General features: G+C 67.0%; 19 protein-coding genes and 1 pseudogene. 12 read left to right on the plus strand and 8 right to left on the minus strand.

Going from position 1 to position 18,168, the window contains the following annotated elements:
- The 4 genes and pseudogenes from IU476_RS19350 to IU476_RS19365 form a co-directional block, all read left to right on the plus strand.
- Positions 1-248: pseudogene (locus IU476_RS19350) on the plus strand (lipase); the annotation flags it as partial.
- A gap of 323 nt (positions 249-571) precedes the next feature.
- The gene (locus tag IU476_RS19355) at positions 572-1,801 is read left to right on the plus strand and encodes a cysteine desulfurase family protein (protein WP_195102084.1); all 1,230 of its coding nucleotides are present in this window, start codon (positions 572-574) and stop codon (positions 1,799-1,801) included.
- Positions 1,798-2,919, plus strand: a complete 1,122-nt coding sequence (mnmA, locus tag IU476_RS19360) for a tRNA 2-thiouridine(34) synthase MnmA (protein WP_195102085.1) — start codon at positions 1,798-1,800, stop codon at positions 2,917-2,919. The genes IU476_RS19355 and mnmA overlap by 4 nt, the downstream gene beginning before the upstream one ends.
- 151 nt (positions 2,920-3,070) lie before the next feature.
- Positions 3,071-4,111: a methionine synthase gene (locus IU476_RS19365; RefSeq protein ID WP_324194135.1), complete on the plus strand. Its 1,041-nt coding sequence runs from the start codon at positions 3,071-3,073 to the stop codon at positions 4,109-4,111.
- A 112-nt stretch (positions 4,112-4,223) separates the two neighbouring features.
- On the opposite strand, the gene IU476_RS19370 is transcribed toward IU476_RS19365, so the two are convergent.
- Both IU476_RS19370 and IU476_RS19375 read right to left on the minus strand, forming a co-directional pair.
- Positions 4,224-4,586, minus strand: a complete 363-nt coding sequence (locus tag IU476_RS19370; protein WP_195102086.1) for a hypothetical protein — start codon at positions 4,584-4,586, stop codon at positions 4,224-4,226.
- 65 nt (positions 4,587-4,651) lie between these two features.
- The gene (locus tag IU476_RS19375; RefSeq protein WP_228823963.1) at positions 4,652-5,950 is read right to left on the minus strand and encodes an AAA family ATPase; all 1,299 of its coding nucleotides are present in this window, start codon (positions 5,948-5,950) and stop codon (positions 4,652-4,654) included.
- Positions 5,951-6,011: 61 nt separating this feature from the next.
- Between IU476_RS19375 and IU476_RS19380 the strand changes: the two genes are divergently transcribed.
- Together IU476_RS19380 and IU476_RS19385 are read left to right on the plus strand one after the other, a co-directional pair.
- Positions 6,012-6,794 carry an ArsR/SmtB family transcription factor gene (locus IU476_RS19380; protein WP_195102087.1) on the plus strand — a complete coding sequence of 261 codons (783 nt, stop codon included), beginning with the start codon at positions 6,012-6,014 and terminating at the stop codon, positions 6,792-6,794.
- A gap of 55 nt (positions 6,795-6,849) precedes the next feature.
- Positions 6,850-8,094 carry a globin family protein gene (locus IU476_RS19385; protein WP_195102088.1) on the plus strand — a complete coding sequence of 415 codons (1,245 nt, stop codon included), beginning with the start codon at positions 6,850-6,852 and terminating at the stop codon, positions 8,092-8,094.
- Between the two features lie 188 nt (positions 8,095-8,282).
- On the opposite strand, the gene IU476_RS19390 is transcribed toward IU476_RS19385, so the two are convergent.
- From IU476_RS19390 to IU476_RS19400, 3 genes are all read right to left on the minus strand, one after another.
- Positions 8,283-8,642 carry a hypothetical protein gene (locus tag IU476_RS19390; RefSeq protein WP_195102090.1) on the minus strand — a complete coding sequence of 120 codons (360 nt, stop codon included), beginning with the start codon at positions 8,640-8,642 and terminating at the stop codon, positions 8,283-8,285.
- Positions 8,643-8,667: 25 nt separating this feature from the next.
- Positions 8,668-9,201, minus strand: coding sequence for a DUF3558 domain-containing protein (locus IU476_RS19395; protein WP_195102092.1), 534 nt, complete (start codon positions 9,199-9,201; stop codon positions 8,668-8,670).
- 432 nt (positions 9,202-9,633) lie between these two features.
- Positions 9,634-9,945 carry a hypothetical protein gene (locus IU476_RS19400; protein WP_195102094.1) on the minus strand — a complete coding sequence of 104 codons (312 nt, stop codon included), beginning with the start codon at positions 9,943-9,945 and terminating at the stop codon, positions 9,634-9,636.
- A 711-nt stretch (positions 9,946-10,656) separates the two neighbouring features.
- Between IU476_RS19400 and IU476_RS19405 the strand changes: the two genes are divergently transcribed.
- The 3 genes from IU476_RS19405 (at position 10,657) to IU476_RS19415 (ending at position 12,128) form a co-directional block, all read left to right on the plus strand.
- Entirely contained in the window at positions 10,657-11,538 is an 882-nt protein-coding gene (locus IU476_RS19405; RefSeq protein ID WP_324194136.1) for a helix-turn-helix domain-containing protein, read from the plus strand.
- Positions 11,535-11,735, plus strand: coding sequence for a DUF397 domain-containing protein (locus IU476_RS19410; RefSeq protein WP_195102095.1), 201 nt, complete (start codon positions 11,535-11,537; stop codon positions 11,733-11,735). Before IU476_RS19405 ends, IU476_RS19410 begins: the two co-directional genes overlap by 4 nt.
- Positions 11,736-11,825: 90 nt before the next feature.
- Positions 11,826-12,128 carry a hypothetical protein gene (locus tag IU476_RS19415; RefSeq protein WP_195102098.1) on the plus strand — a complete coding sequence of 101 codons (303 nt, stop codon included), beginning with the start codon at positions 11,826-11,828 and terminating at the stop codon, positions 12,126-12,128.
- Between the two features lie 26 nt (positions 12,129-12,154).
- Here the strand turns inward: IU476_RS19415 and IU476_RS19420 are convergent, their stop codons facing one another.
- The gene (locus tag IU476_RS19420; RefSeq protein ID WP_195102100.1) at positions 12,155-12,475 is read right to left on the minus strand and encodes a cupin domain-containing protein; all 321 of its coding nucleotides are present in this window, start codon (positions 12,473-12,475) and stop codon (positions 12,155-12,157) included.
- A gap of 63 nt (positions 12,476-12,538) precedes the next feature.
- Between IU476_RS19420 and IU476_RS19425 the strand changes: the two genes are divergently transcribed.
- The gene (locus IU476_RS19425; protein ID WP_195102102.1) at positions 12,539-13,945 is read left to right on the plus strand and encodes an aminotransferase-like domain-containing protein; all 1,407 of its coding nucleotides are present in this window, start codon (positions 12,539-12,541) and stop codon (positions 13,943-13,945) included.
- A 94-nt stretch (positions 13,946-14,039) separates the two neighbouring features.
- Here the strand turns inward: IU476_RS19425 and IU476_RS19430 are convergent, their stop codons facing one another.
- Complete coding sequence (locus IU476_RS19430; RefSeq protein ID WP_195102105.1) at positions 14,040-14,459, minus strand: PPOX class F420-dependent oxidoreductase; 420 nt, start codon at positions 14,457-14,459, stop codon at positions 14,040-14,042.
- Positions 14,460-14,637: 178 nt separating this feature from the next.
- Here IU476_RS19430 and ligA point away from each other — a divergent pair, with 178 nt between their 5' ends.
- Both ligA and IU476_RS19440 read left to right on the plus strand, forming a co-directional pair.
- The gene (ligA, locus tag IU476_RS19435) at positions 14,638-16,716 is read left to right on the plus strand and encodes an NAD-dependent DNA ligase LigA (protein ID WP_324194137.1); all 2,079 of its coding nucleotides are present in this window, start codon (positions 14,638-14,640) and stop codon (positions 16,714-16,716) included.
- Positions 16,717-16,790: 74 nt separating this feature from the next.
- Positions 16,791-17,288, plus strand: coding sequence for a GNAT family N-acetyltransferase (locus IU476_RS19440; protein WP_195102109.1), 498 nt, complete (start codon positions 16,791-16,793; stop codon positions 17,286-17,288).
- A 9-nt stretch (positions 17,289-17,297) separates the two neighbouring features.
- Here the strand turns inward: IU476_RS19440 and IU476_RS19445 are convergent, their stop codons facing one another.
- Complete coding sequence (locus tag IU476_RS19445) at positions 17,298-17,948, minus strand: ACT domain-containing protein (protein ID WP_195102111.1); 651 nt, start codon at positions 17,946-17,948, stop codon at positions 17,298-17,300.
- Positions 17,949-18,168 lie beyond the last annotated feature (220 nt).

Below are 18,168 nucleotides of genomic sequence, written 5' to 3' on the forward strand. Positions count from 1 at the left end.
ACACGGTGGTCGGTACTCGTTATGACGAGGTGACCACGCCGTATGATCTGACGTTCCTGACGCCGGGTCCGGGTGCGACGGTTCGTAACATCACGTTGCAGGACGGGTGTGAGCAGGACCTGTCCGATCACCTGACGCTGATGTACTCGCCGCGCGCGTTGTCGATCATCCTCAACACGCTGGATCCCTCCCAGCCGTTGCAGTGCACCTTCAACCCCTGGGTCATCGGGGGCGGCGGCAAGCTGTAACCCGAGACGTATGCTTCGCCGGCGGTTCCCGACCATGCCTTCCAGGCCGCCGGCAGGCATACCCCACCCGTCAGACTGTCGATGACACCGATCGAGCGGACGCTGCCCGGCCGCTCGGTAGGGCACCCACCCATCGCGTGACGGGCATCCGCCGAGTGGTCTCCCGGGACCACTCGGCGGCCGTCGTCGCGGTGTTTCCCCCGGGAGAGCGGGAATACCCGGCGGGCGTCGCCGGTTCTGGGGTCACGGGTGAATCGACGAAATCACGGAGGGCAGGTGCCGCCAAGATGCGCAGGTCAGTGGTGGGATAGGCTGGATCGGTCATGAGTTCGGCTTTCCCGGGTCCGGTCGGTGCGGCGCCCCAGACGGTCTACCTCGATCACGCTGCCACGACACCGATGTTCCCCGGCGCGATCGAGGCGATGACCGCTGCCCTGCACGGGGCGGCCAACGCGTCGTCGCTGCACGGTTCCGGGCGCGCGGCGCGGCGGCGGCTGGAGGAGGCGCGCGAGTCGATCGCCGCCGACCTCGGTGCGCGGCCCTCCGAGGTCATCTTCACCTCCGGCGGCACCGAGAGCGACAACCTCGGCGTGAAGGGCATCTACCGCGCGCGCCGCGACGCCGATCCGGCGCGGACCCGCATCCTGGTCAGCGCGGTCGAGCACCACGCGGTGCTCGACGCCGTCGAATGGCTCGAACAGCACGAGGGCGCGCGGGTCACGCTGCTGGAGGTGGACGGCACGGGCACGGTGTCGCCGCGCACCCTGCGCGCGGCACTGTCCGCGCACGCTGCCGAGACCGCGCTGGTCACCGTCATGTGGGCCAACAACGAGGTCGGCACGATCCAGCCGATCGACGAACTGGCCGCCGTCGCACAGGAATTCGACGTGCCGATGCACAGCGACGCGGTGCAGGCCGCCGCGCAGCTGCCCATCGACTTCGGCGCCGCCGGGCTGGCCGCGGCCAGTTTCGCCGGGCACAAGGTCGGCGGGCCGCACGGCATCGGCGTGCTGCTGCTGGGTCGGCAGGTGCCCTGCGTGCCGATGATCCACGGCGGCGGGCACGAGCGCGATCTCCGGTCGGGGACCTCCGATGTGCCCGCGGCCCTCGGCCTCGCCGCCGCACTGCGCGAGACCGTGCGCGGATTGTCCACGCGCGCAGCCGAATTGACCCGCCTGCGCGACGAGCTGATCGCCGGTGTGCGCGCCCGGATCCCGGGCGCGATTCTGAACGGGCCCGAGGGTGCGCGGCGGCTGCCGGGCAACGCCCACTTCACCTTTCCCGGCTGCGAGGGCGACTCGCTGCTGATGCTGCTCGACGCCGCCGGGATCGAATGCTCCACCGGATCGGCCTGCAACGCCGGGGTCGCCGCGCCCAGCCACGTGCTGCTGGCCATGGGCGTCGAGACCCGGCAGGCCCGCGGTTCGCTGCGATTCTCCTTGGGGCACACCACAACCGAATACGACATAGCAAGACTGCTGGAAGTGCTGCCGCCGGTGGTGGAGCGCGCCGAGGCGGCGGGGCTGGCCGGGGCGAAGGGAGGTACGCGATGAGAGTGCTCGCAGCGATGAGTGGCGGCGTGGATTCCGCCGTGGCGGCCGCGCGCGCGGTCGACGCCGGCCACGAGGTGGTCGGGGTGCACCTGGCCCTGTCGGCGACGCCCGGGACCTTGCGCACCGGGTCGCGCGGCTGCTGCTCCAAGGAGGACGCCGGCGATGCGCGCCGCGCCGCCGATGTGCTCGGAATCCCTTTCTATGTCTGGGATTTCGCCGATCGCTTCAAGGAAGACGTGATCGACGACTTCGTCGCCGCCTACGCGGCCGGCGAGACCCCCAACCCGTGCCTGCGCTGCAACGAGAAGATCAAGTTCTCCGCGCTCGCCGACCGGGCGGTGGCGCTCGGCTTCGACGCCGTGGCCACCGGCCACTACGCGCGCCTGGACGACGGGGTGCTGCGGCGCGCCGTCGACGCCGACAAGGACCAGTCCTACGTGCTGGCGGTGCTCACCGCCGAGCAGCTGTCGCGGGCGATGTTCCCGGTGGGCGACACCCCGAAGCCGCAGATCCGCGCCGAGGCGGCCGAGCGCGGCCTGGCGGTCGCGGACAAGCCCGACTCGCACGACATCTGCTTCATCCCCTCCGGCGACACCCGCGCCTTCCTGGGCGCGAAGATCGGGGTGCGCCCCGGTGCGATCGTCGACTCCGACGGGCGCAAGCTCGCCGAACACGAAGGGGTGCACGGCTTCACGATCGGCCAGCGGAAGGGGCTCGGGCTGCCCGGGCCCGCGCCGGACGGCCGCCCCCGCTACGTCACCGAGATCGATCCCGACTCCGGCACCGTCCGGGTGGGCGCCGCCGAGGAGCTGCGGGTGTCGACCGTGCGGGCCGAGCGGGCGATCTGGACCTCCGGCACCGCGCCGGTCGGGCCGATCGAGTGCGTCGCCCAGGTGCGGGCGCACGGCGGCACCGCGCCGGCGGTCGCCGAGGCGGTCGGCGGCGGGCTCGAGGTGCGGCTGCGCGAGCCGCTGACCGGGGTGGCGCGCGGTCAGGCCGTGGTGCTGTACCGCCCCGACGCGGCGGGCGACGAGGTGATCGGCAGCGGAACCATCAGCGACACGGGGCGTGCCGACGCCGCGGACCTGGCGGGTTCGGCCGCCGAGTCGGCCCGCTGACCGGGCCGCGCGTCGTAGGCTGTGGATATCGCGTCCGGCCGCCCTGTGACGTCGACGTCGGCGGCCCGCATCCGGGCGCGGACATTTCCTGGTGGCGCCTCGCAGGCGAGTGCGCGCCGACATCGCTATCGAACGAGCTGGATGGTGCACGGTGACATCGGGTGAGAAGGTGCTGTTGCGCGGCGGGATCGCGACCGGGGTCGGGTCGTGGCCGGGGACCGATGTGCGGGAGGCGGCGGCGACCGTCGTCGGCGAACTGGGCGAGCTGCCGCATCTGGTCGAATTGCCCGGGCGCGGACCGGGTTCCGACCTGATCGGCCGCGCCTCGGCGCTGCTGGTGGACATGCAGTTCGAGGTCTCGCCGCGCGGCTACCGGATGGCGCCGCGGCCGGGATCGGTGTCGCGACGGGCCTTCGACCTGTTGCGCACCGATCTGGACGCGCTCGAAGAGGCCTGGGAGACAGCGGGTCTGGCGGGCAGCGCGCGCACGGTGAAGGTGCAGTCGGTGGGACCGCTGACGCTGGCCGCGCAGGTCGAGCTGGCCGGCGGGCACCGGGTGCTCACCGATCCCGGTGCGGTGCGCGATCTTTCGGCGTCGCTGGCCGAGGGCCTCACCCAGCACGTCGCCGAGGTCGGCAAGCGGCTCGGCGCGAATGTCGTGCTGCAACTGGACGAACCGTCGCTGACCGCCGTGCTCGACGGGTCGATTCGCGGGGCGAGTGTCATGCACACCGTGCGCGCGCTGCCGGAACCGGAGGCGCTGGACGTCCTCGACACCGTCGTGACCGCGCCGGAGGTTCCCGTGCTGGTTCACACCTGTGCCGAGCCGCCCGCCCTGGGCCTGCTGCGCGGAACTTCCGCCGCCGCCATCGGTTTCGACATCGCCGCCATCGGCACGGCGGATCTCGACGGCATCGGCGAACTCCTGGACAGCGGAAAACTCCTGGCGCTCGGCCTGATTCCCACCATCGCCCCACCCGGCCGCGTCACCTGGCGCGACGTGGCCGAGCCCGGTGTTCGCCTGATCGACCGCCTCGGCTTTCCTCGTCGCACCCTGCGCGACAGCGTGCTCGTCACGCCCGCCTGCGGCCTCGCGGGCGCACCGCAGACCTGGGCGCGCCGCGCCCTGGAACTGGCCAGCGAAACCGCCCGCGTGTTCGCCGAGGACCCGGAGTCGATCGCGTTCGAGTGAGCTCGTGTGGCGCTCGCAGGTGAATGTGCAGGTGCCGCCCATGGCGTGCGCCGGTTACCGCACTACTTGCGCGCCGCGGGAGTCGGTCGCCGAAGTAGGCGTGTGCGGGGGATCAGCCGCCGAAGTACGGGCGTGCGCCGGGGTGGCCCAGTTGCCAGTTCTGGGGTTTGCCCGGCGGGTACTCGACCGGGATCTGCTCGCCGGGGGAGGGCCATTGGTTCACGTCCCAGGCGAAGCGGCCGTAGACGGTTTCGCCCGCGACGGTGGGGCCGGAGATCGTGCCCGTGATGGTCACGTACTGGTTGCCTTGGGCGGCCGGTCGGGGGCTGACGCCGGTGACGTGCAGCGTGCCGGTTTCCGGTTGCGGACGGTTCCACCCGCCACCGGGCCGCCCGCCGCCCCGGCCGCGCCGGTACGCCATCACCAGCGCCACGAGCACGACCACGGCCGTCACCAGGAACGCGAACTCCAACATGCCCCCATGCTATGCGCGGCCGTCGCCGAACCGGGACCGCGCAGGTCGGGGGCACATTCCTGGGTTCAGTGGGCGGTGAGTTCGGTGGTGCCCTGCGGGGTGCGGCGCAGTTGCCAGACCGTGGTGCGGCGCGCTTGTGAGCGGCCGTTGCCGCGGTCGACCAGCGTGCGGTTGCGCGTCGTGAAGATCAGCTGGGCGCCCCGCGAGTTGGTCTCCGGGTTCTGGAACAGCTGGATGAGACGGTCGGCCGCGTCGCCGGTGAGGTGGGTGTCGATGTCGTCGACGGCCAGCACCCGGCCGGTGTCGAGCGCGTCCAGCATCGGCGGCAGCAGGCGCAGCAGGGCCAGCGTCGCGGTGGACTCGTCGGCGATGTCGAACGCGGCGTCGATGCCCCCGTGCACCAGGCCCAGGCCGACGCCGCGGCGGGCCACCATGCGGGAGTAGAGGGTGTCGCGCGCGGCGCGCAGGTTGCTCAGCTCGCGTTCCAGGCCGGTCGGGGTGAGGCCGTGGGTCTGCCGCAATTGCTCGGCGCGCGCGGGCGAGGCGACGCAGGCGTCGAGTTCGCTTGCGGCACCGGCGATGTCGTTGTCCAGGTCGCGCAGGTAGTCCGCGTACAGTGGGTCGTTCTCGGCGATCAGCAGATCCTCGATGCCCAGGTCCGCCGAGCGCAACAGGGTGAGCAGCCGGGCCGCGTTGTCGGGGGAGCGCGAGATGTGGCTGCCGAGGTGGTGCGCGATGGTCTGCGTATCGTGCTGTCCCCGTTGCACATCCAGCTGCGCGGCGAACCAGCGGTACGCCGGGACCAGCGCCTCGGCGGACATCTGCCCGGTCAGGCTGAGCAGCAACGCATTCGGGCGCACCAGCGGCACCAGCGCGCCGATGCCGTAGCGCGCCGGTTCGAACATCGGGCCGACGCGGATCTGCTCGCCCTCCCGCTCGAAGACGATCCGCTTGCGGCTGTGCGGATGGCTGTGCAGCCACTCGGCGGTCACATCGGCGTTGTCGAGGCGGAACCCGTAGGTGTACGGCACCCCTTCGGCGACGAAGGTGGCGACGAATTCCGAAGGGCGGTCGGCGAATCCGAGATGCGGCGCGCGCACCGGCCCGGCGTAGGGATCCCAGCCGGTGACGGAGTTCAGCACCGCGTCGCGCATGTGGCCCAGCGCGTCGACGAGGCTGGACTTGCCGGTCGCGGCGGTGCCGTGGACGGCGGTCACGGGTGCGGGCAATGCTCCCGCTCGGCTGCCGACCAGACGCAGCTCCTGCGTCTCGGCCAGCGATCTGTGGTTCGTCACCTGAAAACTGCGCAGCACCCGTGCCATCCTGCCGCCCGCCCCGGCGCGGCGCGACACCGGTGTTGACATGCAACCAAACGGCTGCCTATTGTAGAAACGCAGCCAATTGGTTGCCTATGGAGGTGACGACGTGGACGAGGTGTTCAAGGCGCTGGCCGACCCGAGCCGGCGCCGCCTGCTAGACAGCCTGAACGCGGACAACGGCCAGACTCTCCGCCAACTGTGCGCCGTCCTGGAAATGACCCGCCAGTCCGTCAGCAAGCACCTGGCCGTACTGGAGTCGGCGAATCTGGTGACCACCCGCCGCCGCGGCCGCGAAAAACTGCACTACCTGAACGCCGAACCCATCAACGCCATCGCCGACCGCTGGATCAACCGCTACGAGCGCGGGCGCGTCCAAGCCCTCGCCGACCTCAAATCCGCCCTGGAGGCCACCATGACCGAAGAATTCGTCTACACCACCTACATCAGGACCACCCCCGAAAAGCTCTGGCAGGCCCTGACCCAGCCGGAATTCACCAAGCGGTACTGGGGTGCCTCCTTCGAGACCGACTGGCAGCCGGGCTCAGTGATGACTTGGCACGAGAAGGATTGGAAGAGTACCGATCCCGAACAGGTAGTGCTGGAAGCGGACCCGTACCGCAAACTGTCCTACACCTGGCACACGATGAGCCTCGAACACGCCGACGAGTTCGGCGTAGACCACGACACAGCACGGAAGTGGATGAGCGAGCCCCGCTCCAAGGTGGCCTTCGAAATCGAACCCATGGGCGAGACCGTGAAACTGACGGTCGTCCATGACGGTTTCGAACCGGGAAGCGCGCTGCTGGAGGGAATCCGCACTGGCTGGCCGACCATCCTGGCCAACCTGAAGACGCTACTGGAAACCGGGGAAGTGTTGCGTATTGAGTGATTTTCGGGACGTCGGCCTCCTTGCGCTGATGAGGACATCGCAGCAGGATTGAAGGGTGCAGAGCGAAGAAGCATGGGGCGTGGTCAAAGCTGCGGAGGCAAGCCTATGGGCGGTACTGCGTCCCTTTCTTACGAGCTTGAAGGAGCAAGCCCATCAATGGACTGTGCGAATTCAGCGCGCCGCAACGGAGCGACGGGGTGATTACTGGGATAGTAAGTATGAGCCCGAGGAACAGCAAGTGATGCGTGAATGTTTGGAGTGGGTTGCCGAGATTGCTCCTGAATGGCAGGATAGCATGAAGGGCTTGTGGCCATCATATGACCCACTCGGAAAGCATGCGGATCATGCGATTCTCTCAGATGGTGAATCTCTCATCGAGATTGAAGGCGCAATTCAGACTTGGGCCTTCAACCCCTTGGAGCGCATGCTCGCTCGGTTGGAAGAATTCGTCGGGGTAATGCTCGACAAACGCTTGGCGCTTGGCTCTGGATCCCAGATCTACGAGCTTAGTCCGCGTCTATTTACTGACGCGTTCCAGCCGCCTAGATACACAAGTTTACGCGATGGTATCAATAAGAGTTATTTTTCGGGTGATCTCGGTCAGGTTATCCGCGCAGGACAAGAGAGGGTCGGCCAACTAGGTCGGCTTGGCAACGAGCGCGGTGATGTTCCAAGCGACGTAGCGGAAGCTATAGAGCGATGGGTGGAAGAAGGTTTCAAGCTTCTTCGAGGTCTCCGAGTATCGGAACATTCACTGGATGCGGGACGTAATCCCGCTGACGAGTTCTTGTTTTTTGTGCAAAATTGGAAAGCGTATAAGAATCCCTACATAGATAGCGGTGTTCGGTTTGCTGAATGTGTCTTGTTTCTTGGAGTTGTTTACTTGGAAGAAGTGAGGAAAAATATGCCAGATTATATTGAATCTTCGGCTCAGAAATCGCAGCCGCAATATTCTATAACGATAAACGGTGGCACGATCTACGGACCCGTGGCTATGAGACTTGAAGCAATCAACTCATCTATTGCGGGGATTATGAAACAAGGTACTTCTGATTTGGCGGAAGCGCTCAAAGCCTTGGAGAGCGCGATTATTGCCGACACAGACGGTGACGACGAGTTGAGACAAGATCTACTCGACAATCTCGAACTCCTCGCCAATGAGGCTAAATCCCCCCCTGGGGAACGAAAGCGCGGCGTAGTAAAATCGCTGGTAACTGCGTTGAAAAATGCTGCCCTGTCAGGTCCGGAGATTGCCAAAGCTATGGAGGCATGGGGCGGGATCCTGAATACTCTTATCTAATAGATTCGGATCATTTAGCCTAACCGTTAATGGCGAGCTACTTTGGGTGAGGATATGCGGCGGCAGCAGGTCGAGGTTTATTGACGTGTGCGACGGTGAAATGTATATCTAGTTGGGTGTCGGGGTGTCCGCATGGGGTGAATTCAACTCCCGGGGGCAATCATCGAGTGCTGTCGGATCTCGCGGAGCTATGGCGATGGCCTGATACTGCCTGAGTTGTCTACGTCCTGACCGACAAGCTTCGATACGGACAAGCGCATGACCTCTTGCATTTTTTTGATTGTCTCGATGTGTTGGAGAATCGAGGTTTCGATGTCGACGCCCTGCTCGACGAACTTCTTGGTGAGATCGCCGGCCATCACGAAGTCTCCGAAACCGGCCACTGTTTTGGTGCGGCGTACCTGGATGAGGGTTTCCTCAAGGTCGGCGATGCGGTCTGTGCATGCCTTGAGGCACTCACGGGCGGCAGCCTCGTCGTCGAGGTAAAGACCTCCTGCCCGTGCTTGCTCGGCGAAACCCGTCCACTTTTCTGCATCCGCCGTACTCATCCTCGGCCTCCTACGGATAGTGGCGTTACTTCGGCAGGTGTGGGACCAAGGCTGTGGCGGCTTGCTGCAAGGCTGAGCAAGGTTCAGGAGGATTGTCCGCGCTGGCCTTGTTGAGTAGCTCGATTTGGACGCTTCCTTGTGCGGCAGCGAAGATTACGTCGCATGCGAGGTGACCGGCACCGCCGCTTTGGTCTCGAAACTGTCGACCACTTCGCCCGGCAATGGTTACGTCGCGGAAATCGCCATAGTCAGAGCGGCTCTCGTAGTCTGCGACCGTGCGGGCGGATGAGTACACCGTGATCGAGTATTGCTGGCCCCTCCATCCGCAGATTTCGAAGCCTGACTGCGGCACACCCGCAATGCCACTGTCTCTCGTTGCAGGGTCGACGCCGGCCGTGCGCAACGCATCGTCTGGGATGCTCGTGCACGGATTGAACAGGGCAGGTGCCGCGGCGCTGGTCGGTGTCTTGTCTGCCGACTGGCTATCCATACATCCACCTGCGGCCACGAGCGCTGCCCCGGCCGTTGCGACGGCCAATACAAGCTTGATTCGACGCATCCCCACCCTTTCGACCGCCCGATGTCGACTGGGTGAATGTAACAAACGGCGTAGCGACACGCACACGACGGAACGGGTGGTGAGCGATTCTCATGAACTTTCCTTACCTGTGGGTTCACAGAGCAGCCTGTGTGTGCCTTCTGGGTCAGTACGTACGGCCTGAGTCCGGACGGACTCGTCTGGCTTCCACTAGGGCTTGGTAGGCGGCGCGCTTGCGCGGGCAGTCCTCGCGGCGGCATGTGCGGTGTTGCTGCATCGTGCGGTGAGCCTGCGGTGTGGTGAACGGCCGCCCGGGAGCTGCGTGCGTGTATGCCACGAACTCGGCACGGGCGGGCGTCTCGCTGTCGTCACCCCGGCCCATGCGCAACAGAATGCGGACGACCCCGCCGTAGATCACGACTAGAGCCGTGAGGGCCAACCATGCTGCTCCGTTCATGTTTGCCCCGTCTCGCCGGGGAACATCGTCCAGCGCGCAAAACTCATTCGGGGAGTGAGTGTTTCGATGTCCACAATGCACATCAAGGCGTGTAGCTGGATGACGTCGAGGTGGCTGGGTGAGGGGGTGACCACAGCGTCGACGTCGGCGGCGCGCACTTGATCGACCAACGGGATTGCGGACGGGCCGGGCAGGTACAGCTCGTAGCCGAGTCGTCGGGCGAGCCGGCCGATTCTGGCGTTCTCCCACTCTCCCCACGGGCTGACGGCGAGGTCTACCCACGCGAACGCCGTTGGATGTGCCCTCATCGCCCTACCGCTGTCACGTCCGTCGAGGCGTGTGTTGTGCGGTCGTCGAGCACACGCGTACCTGACCACGGGCAACGTTCGCGGTCCTGAACTCGGTGCGAGACGATCTTGCCGTCCACTAGCGGGATGAGACCATCGCACAACCACGATGGGCATGCCACGCTCACCAGCTCGTCGGTATCGGCCGATACGTTCCCAATGCCGCACTGAGACAACAGGATCCATGGTGTGCTGCCGTCGGTGAAGAAAGCGTGCGCCCGGGCTTCGGATGGCTGGGGTGGTATGTGCGACTCGGGCACTTCGCTGCGTAGACGATCGTTTGCCGCAGTTCGGCTGTTCTCGGATTGTGGCCCGGCAAGTGCCGGTCGTTGGTCTGATGCTGAAGGCATGGCGAACCTCGCTGGGTGACGGGCTCAGGGTTATTGGCCCGATGACCGGCGTCCTGGAGGGCGTCGACCGCACAACGCCGTCCATTCGGTAGGGTCTCGAATCAAGTCGCATCCGGCGGGAATCGGTTGAGCGGCTTCCTGATCCAAGCTTTCCGGTCATCGGGTGAGTCCAGGACAGCACTGGACATCTTGCCGATGCAAGCGCACCATGCAATTGCACGGCACAATTTCCGAAGGCCCAGAGCGGCTTTCACGGAGGCACCCAGGTTCTTGCATGGTGCAAGGGAACGTCGCTCCTGACGACTAGCGAGGGGAACGGACCGTGAGCGAGGACAACTCGACGACACTGCCGCGGAGGCAGCTCGGGCAATACCTCAAAGAGGCTCGGATGGCGGCGAACATGAGGCTCGACGATGTAGCGCCGCTGATGCAATGGTCGGCAAGCAAGCTGTCGCGGGTCGAGGCCGGCAAGTCGCCCAACATCCGTGTGGTCGATGTCGAGGCGCTATGTCGCATCTACGGCATCGAAGACAAAGATGTGATCGCGGGCCTGGTCGGGCTCGCCAAGCAATCGGCGGGCAAGAGTTGGTGGCAGGCGTTCGACGATGTCATGTCCGGAAATTTCGATCTCTATGTCGGACTGGAATCCAGCGCCCGGCGACTGTCGATCTTTCGGCCCGACATGCCGTCGGGGTTGTTCCAAACACGTGCGTACGCGCGTGCTGTCGACAGGATCTACTTCCCGCAGATCACCGACGAGGAGCTGGAACGTCGGGTCGAGCTGAAGGTCAAGCGACAGGCTCTGATCATGCGTAAGACGAACCCCGCTGCGGTCGATCTGGTAATTCACGAGTCTGCGATACGGACCGTGGTCGGCGGGGCGGATGTGATGGCAGAACAGTTGGAGCACTTGGCAACCATGCCGGTCAACGTGAATGTGAGAGTCCTCCCGTTCGAGGCAGGGTTTCCTACCGGCATCCCGACGGGGCCGTTCACGATCCTCGACTTCGGTACGGGCGCCGGCGGGCGCGAGGTGTCCCCGACTGTCGTGTACGTCGAGTCCTACGCGGGCGACTTGTACCTTGAGCGTGCCAAAGACGTTGGCAGCTATCGTCAGGCGTACAGCGTCATAGTGCAATCGTCGCTCGACGTTGCATCGAGTAATCGCCGTCTACGGCAAGCAGCGAGGGAGTTTCGGGCGTGAACGTCGAACTGTCAGGTGCGAAGTGGTTCAAGTCGAGTCGTAGTGGTGGCGGTAAGGACTGTGTCGAGGTTGCTCATCTGGGGGATGGGCTTGTCGGCGTGCGTGACTCCAAGGATCCGAGTGGCCCGGCGCTGGTTTTCGGGGCGGGGGAGTGGGATTCGTTCGTTGGACGGCTTGGGCGGGGCGAACTGGGGTAGCGCGCGGCGCTGGGCGTCTTGGCATCGAAACCATGATTTGGGTCACGGTTGTTGGTGAAAACCGTGGGCTGGTCCAATAGATTGGCTGGGGTGAGCGGTGATCTTCGGTTTGTTTCGACGTTGGCGGAGCTCGATGCGTTGCCGCTGATGTCGGTGATCATGGCTGCGAAGCCGGCGCGGTCGGTCTATCAGAAATGGATCGATCAGCAGAGTGGGGCGCCGAGTTGGGTGCGGACGATGAGTAGTGATCGGTACACGTCCGAGGAGTTGGCGGTGGGGCCGTTTCCGTTGTCGGCGCCGCAGCGGTTCTGGTTCGTGGTGCTGTACGACCCGTCCGTGCACGGTCATCCGAACGATTGGGAGATCGCGGAATCGGTGACGCCCGCGCCCTGAACACGGCGCACCCTGCAAGGGTGTGGTCAGTTGCCGTACTGCTTGGTGTCAGGGCGCTCGATCATCAGAGCGTGCGCGGGCTCGTCGGCGACCGGACGGTGTTCGAGGCCGCGGGGTACGACGAACAGGTCGCCGCGCTCGAGGACGACCGGCTCGCGGTCGCGCAGTTCGAGGCGGAAGGTGCCGTCCCAGCAGAGGAACAGTTCGTCCTCATCGTGGTGATGCCAGGGAAATTCGCCGTGCAGGCGGGCCACGCGCACGATGGCGTCGTTGGCGACGGCCAGGTCCTGCGGCTGCCAGGGGCCCGCGAGCGCGGCGACGGTGTCGGGGATGGAAACCTTGGTCATGAATCCATCGTCGGAGCCCCGCCCGCGCGGACCTAGAGCCAATTCGGCACAATTGGTTTGCTCATGGAACCAATCGAACTGGCCGATCGGCTCGGCCGCTGGTCAGCGGGTCGAGGTCCGCTGTATCTGCTGCTGGCCGGGCGGCTCCGCACGCTGATCGACGACGGCGAACTGCCCGCCGGTACGCGGCTGCCGCCGGACCGCGTGCTGGCCAAGGCGCTGGCCGTCGGCCGCAGCACGGTGGTGGCGGCCTACGACCTGTTGCACGTCGAGGGCCGGGTGGTGCGGCGGCAGGGCAGCGGCACCCGGGTGGCGGGAACGAGTCCGGCCGCGGTGCCGCACACGACGCACTCCCCGGCGTTTCTGCAACTGCTGGAACCGGATTCGGATGTCATCGCACTCGCCTGCGCCGCCCCGCAGCGGCCACCGCCGGAGGTTGCCGAGGCGTATCGGAAGATGCTGCCCCGGCTGGCGGCGGTCGACAACGACATCGGCTATCACCCGCTCGGAGAGCCCTTGCTGCGCAAGACGATCGCCGATCGGTACCGCGCGAAGGGAGTGCCGACCGAGCCGGACCAGATTCTGGTCACGGGTGGCGGTCAGCATGCGCTGTCGCTGATCGCGCGCGCCTTCCTGCACCCCGGCGACCGCGTCCTCGTCGAGACGCCCACGTATCCCGGTGCGCTGGAAGCCTTCCGGGAAATGGCAGCGGTGCTCGAAGGTCGGCCGATCGGTCTCGGCCAGGTGGACGACGCCGCGCTCGCCTACGTGGTGTCGATTCACCAAAATCCCACCGGCGCTGTGCTTCCCGCGTTGCGCGGGCGGGCGCTGGTGGAATCGGCCGCGGCGTCGGGGGTTCCGCTGATCGACGACGAAGTGCTGTCGGAGCTGAGTTTCCCGGGCTCGGAACCGCCTCCGCCGCCGCTGGCCGCGTACGGAGACGTGATATCCGTAGGCTCACTGAGCAAGATCCTTTGGGGCGGACTGCGTGTCGGCTGGGTGCGCGCACCGGTCGCGGTAGTCGATCGACTCGCGCGGCTGCGCGCGGTGCAGGACCTCGGCGGCAACGTCCCCGCGCAGCTGGCAGCCGCCGAACTCCTCCCCGGCCTGGACCGAATACGCGAACGAATAGTGCTGGAACGCAAGGAATGCCACGACCTGCTGCTGTCCGAGCTGCACGCACTGCTACCCGAATGGGAAGTGGCTCCCGTCCCCGGCGGCCAAACCCTGTGGGTACCACTGCCTTACGGCGACGGCACCTCCTTCGCCCAGCGCGCACTCCGGCACGGCGTCGCGATCCTGCCCGGCACCGGGCTCGATGCCACCGGCGGCAGCACGGCGTACGTCCGCATCAGTTTCGTTGCTGCGCAAGATGATCTACGCCGGGCCGCGCATCGACTGGCGCAGGCGTGGCGCGGCTACGAGCCGCCGGTGCGGCGTGCGCTCGGTGCGCCCGTGTTGGCTGTCTGACGGTCCGTCGCGCCGGAAGACGCGCCGCCCGGTGATGACGTATTCGTCGCCCTCGCGCACCGCACGGATCGGCGGCAAGGGCAGGATGCGGCGGTCAGGGCAGCATGCCGTATGCCCGGGCGGGCGTGATCCGGACCAGCACGCGGCGTTCGGTGACCATGGCGCGGCGGTAGTCGTCCCAGTCCGGGTGTTCGCCGCTCGCCTCGCGGTAGTAGTCGACGAGGTCGTCGACCGTCGCGTCGTGCGGGTCGGCCGCGACCGGTGTCAGCTGCGCGTCGCCCTCCAGGACGGCGTAGGACCAGAAGTCGTCGCTGGTGATGTGCAGCGCTGCCCACGGCTCGCGGCGGAGGTTGGCGTACTTCGCGCGGTCGGCGGTGATCGAGATGCGGACGACGCCGTCCGGGCCGACGAGATGCAGCACATTGGACTGCTGCGGGCGGCCGTTGCCGCGGATGGTCGTCAGTACCGACCTGCGGTGTGCGCGGGCGAAGTCGAGTGCCTTGCCGAGTTCCATCTGCCCTCCCGATCGCGGCGCCGGAATGGTCGCCGGTACGACTCGATCATCGTCCTCCCGCGGCCCCGCTGTCGACCCGATGCGCGCGGGCGCGGGACCCCGCGCACCGCGAATCAGTGGGCGCGACGTGCCCGTATGTGCCGGAGAGGTGTCGGTGGACTCGGCTAATCTGCCTGCTGTGAGCGAATCCGGGATCGAGGGCACCGAGGCGACGGCGGACGAGCGTACCCAGTGGCAGCAGCTCGCGGAGGAGGTCCGCGAGCACCAGTTCCGCTACTACGTGCGCGACGCGCCGATCATCTCCGACGGCGAGTTCGACAAGCTGTTCCAGCGCCTGCTGGCCCTGGAGGAGGCCCACCCGGACCTGCGCACCCCCGATTCGCCGACCCAGCTGGTCGGCGGCGGTTTCGCCACCGAATTCACCGCGGTCGACCACCTCGAGCGGATGCTCTCGCTGGACAACGTCTTCGACGAGGACGAGATGCGCGTGTGGGTGAGCCGGGTGGAGGCCGAGACCGGTCCGGACATCCATTACGTGTGCGAGGTGAAGATCGACGGCGTCGCCCTGAACCTCGTCTACGAGGACGGCCGCCTGACCCGCGCCGCCACCCGCGGCGACGGCCGCACCGGTGAGGACGTCACGCTCAACGCCCGCACCATCGACGACATCCCGGTCCAACTCGCCGCGAGCACGGAGTTCCCGGTGCCCAAGCTGCTCGAGGTGCGCGGCGAGGTCTATTTCCGGCTGGCGGATTTCGAGACCCTCAACGCCGCCATCGTCGCCGAGGGCAAACCGCCCTACGCCAACCCGCGCAACACCGCCGCCGGCTCACTGCGGCAGAAGGACCCGGCGGTGACGTCGCGCCGCCGGCTGCGGATGATCTGCCACGGCTTCGGCCGGATGGAAGGCTTCACCCCGGCCTCGCAGTACGAGGCCTATCGCGCGCTGGCCGCGTGGGGCCTGCCCGTCTCCGAGCACACCGTCCGGGTGCAGGGCGCCGACGCGATCGTCGAGCGCATCCGCTATTGGGGCGAGCACCGCCACGACATCGAGCACGAGATCGACGGCCAGGTGATCAAGGTCGACGAGATGGTGCTGCAGCGCCGCCTCGGCTCCACTTCACGCGCGCCGCGCTGGGCGATCGCCTACAAGTACCCGCCGGAGGAGGTCACCACCAAACTGCGCGACATCCAGGTCAACGTCGGCCGCACCGGTCGCGTCACCCCGTTCGCGGTCATGGAACCGGTCACCGTCGCCGGATCCACGGTCTCGATGGCCACCCTGCACAACGCCGCCGAGGTGAAACGCAAGGGCGTCCTGATCGGCGACACCGTCACCATCCGCAAGGCCGGCGATGTCATCCCCGAGGTCTTGGGCCCGGTGGCCGACGTGCGCGACGGCTCCGAACGCGAATTCGTGATGCCCACCCACTGTCCCGAATGCGGCACCGAACTCGCCCCGGAGAAGGAGAGCGACGCCGACATTCGCTGCCCCAACCAGCGGCACTGCCCGGCGCAGTTGCGCGAGCGCGTGTTTCACGTGGCCGGGCGCGGCGCGTTCGACATCGAAGCGCTCGGCTACGAGGCCGCCGTCGACCTGCTGAAGTCCGGCGTCCTCACCGACGAGGGCGACCTGTTCGACCTCGACGAGGAAAAGCTGCTCAGCACAACGCTTTTCACCAACAAGAACGGCAGCCTCTCCGCCAACGGCAAACGCCTGCTGCAGAATCTGGACACCGCGAAGGACCGGCCGCTGTGGCGGGTGCTGGTCGCCCTGTCGATCCGGCACGTGGGCCCCACCGCCGCCCGCGCGCTGGCCACCGAACTGGGCAGCATGGAACGCATCGAAAGCGCCACGCTGGAGGAACTGTCCGCCGTCGACGGTGTCGGCCCCACCATCGCGGCCGCGGTGAAGGAATGGTTCACCGTCGACTGGCACCGCGCCATCGTCGAGAAGTGGGCCGCGGCCGGCGTGCGAATGGCCGACGAGCGCGACGAATCCATCGAGCGCACCCTCGAGGGCCTCTCGATCGTGGTGACCGGTTCGCTGCAGACCCTTTCCCGCGACGAGGCCAAGGAGGCGATCCTGGCTCGCGGCGGCAAGGCGGCGGGCTCGGTGTCGAAGAAGACCGCCTACGTCGTGATCGGCGACGCACCGGGCTCCAAGGCGGCCAAGGCGGAGGAACTCGGTGTGCCGATCCTGGACGAGGACGGCTTCCGCCGATTACTCGAGGGCGGCCCGTCCGCGGTGGAGTGAATCGGTGGAAGGCGCGGGCACGACGGCGAGCGGTGCCCGAGTACGGGGTAGGTACGAGCGAAAGGTGTTGTGTGATGGTGTATTCCGGCGTCGAGGTCCGGAAGGCGCGGACCGAGGAGTTCGCGACCGTGGGCGCCCTGACCGTCGAGGTCTATGTCGGTGAGGGGCACGTCGACGCCGAAAGCCCTTACGTCGCAGAGCTGTTCGACACCGCGACCCGCTCGGCGGCAGCCGACGTGCTGGTGGCCGTGCGCGACGGCGAGGTGCTCGGCTCGCTCACCATCGCCCGCTACGGGACCGAGTACGCCGACATCGCCCGCCCGGGCGAACTGGAATTCCGGATGCTCGCGGTCGCCAAGCGGGCGCGCGGCGCGGGTGTCGGTACCGCACTGGTGCACCGGGTCATCGACACCGCGCGCGCCGAGGGACTGTCCGCGGTGGTGCTCACCACCATGCCGTCCATGCCCGAGGCGCGTCGCATCTACGAGCGGCTGGGCTTCGCCGGTGTGCCCGAACGTGATTGGCAGACCGCCAGCGGACTACCGCTGACGGTCATGCGACTAGCGGTGTGAGTACTCGAATCAGCCCAGCACCGTGGCGATTATCCCGGTGAGGTAGCCCAGCCGCGCCACCTCCGACGGCCGGAATTCCGGGCCGCCCGGACGGCCGAGCAGCAGCACCTTGCCGGTGTTGCCCAGCGGGGCCGCGGCCAGCTTGGTGTCCATGTCCTTCCAGATCTGCGGCACCCAGGCGGCCTCGCCGTCGAGCGCCGCGGGCTTCTCCAGCGGCATCCACGGGACCGTCACCGCCTGCGTCTCCGGCGCGCTCTGGCTGCCCACCACCCGGTAGGCGCCCTGCGGGCCCATATCGATCACGGTGCTCCAGCCCACCCGTAACACCCGGGGCACACCGTCGACGAGGACCTGCAGCCGGTCGTCCCGGGCGCTGGCCACCTGGTCGATCAGTTCCAGTTCCCGATGAGTGTCGAGGATGCCGGAGTACGGACGTAGCGAGTCGACCCGCACATCGGCCAGGGACTCGGCCGCGGTGATCAAGGTGTCGGGCAGCGCGCCCGAGGGAACCTCCACCACCAGATCGTCGATCGCGTAACCGGCGCCGCGTTCGACCACATCCAGCGAGAGGATGTCGCCGCCGACGGAGCCCAGCGCGAGAGCGAGTGAACCGAGACTTCCTGGGCGATCCGGAAGTTGCACGCGAAGCAGGAATGACACGTGCGTTCCTTCCTTTCCTGTGCGACCGAGACTTTCGGACGGATACCCCCGCCTCGCAATACTTACACTCGCGGGTCTCGGCCACCGACTCGAAGTCCGCGGAGTGACGTATGCCACTCCATTGTCGGACGGCGGGAGCGTCGGTGCCAGCGGTAGCGCGAAGGTAGGGGCGCGGGCGCCCACCGCCGGCTGCGCGGTGCTCCCGCGCGGGTCGCCGGGA

This window comes from Nocardia blacklockiae, from assembly GCF_015477355.1.
Classification (GTDB): domain Bacteria; phylum Actinomycetota; class Actinomycetes; order Mycobacteriales; family Mycobacteriaceae; genus Nocardia; species Nocardia blacklockiae.

Excerpts from the sequence above, each read along its gene's own strand:
- IU476_RS19400 (WP_195102094.1), bottom strand. The coding sequence starts at position 9,945 with ATGAGGGCACATCCAACGGCGTTCGCGTGGGTAGACCTCGCCGTCAGC.
- IU476_RS19395 (WP_195102092.1), bottom strand. The coding sequence starts at position 9,201 with ATGCGTCGAATCAAGCTTGTATTGGCCGTCGCAACGGCCGGGGCAGCG.
- IU476_RS19430 (WP_195102105.1), bottom strand. The coding sequence starts at position 14,459 with ATGGAACTCGGCAAGGCACTCGACTTCGCCCGCGCACACCGCAGGTCG.
- IU476_RS19390 (WP_195102090.1), bottom strand. The coding sequence starts at position 8,642 with ATGAGTACGGCGGATGCAGAAAAGTGGACGGGTTTCGCCGAGCAAGCA.
- IU476_RS19420 (WP_195102100.1), bottom strand. The coding sequence starts at position 12,475 with ATGACCAAGGTTTCCATCCCCGACACCGTCGCCGCGCTCGCGGGCCCC.
- IU476_RS19375 (WP_228823963.1), bottom strand. The coding sequence starts at position 5,950 with ATGTCAACACCGGTGTCGCGCCGCGCCGGGGCGGGCGGCAGGATGGCA.
- mnmA (WP_195102085.1), top strand. The coding sequence starts at position 1,798 with ATGAGAGTGCTCGCAGCGATGAGTGGCGGCGTGGATTCCGCCGTGGCG.
- IU476_RS19355 (WP_195102084.1), top strand. The coding sequence starts at position 572 with ATGAGTTCGGCTTTCCCGGGTCCGGTCGGTGCGGCGCCCCAGACGGTC.
- IU476_RS19425 (WP_195102102.1), top strand. The coding sequence starts at position 12,539 with ATGGAACCAATCGAACTGGCCGATCGGCTCGGCCGCTGGTCAGCGGGT.
- IU476_RS19370 (WP_195102086.1), bottom strand. The coding sequence starts at position 4,586 with ATGTTGGAGTTCGCGTTCCTGGTGACGGCCGTGGTCGTGCTCGTGGCG.
- IU476_RS19440 (WP_195102109.1), top strand. The coding sequence starts at position 16,791 with ATGGTGTATTCCGGCGTCGAGGTCCGGAAGGCGCGGACCGAGGAGTTC.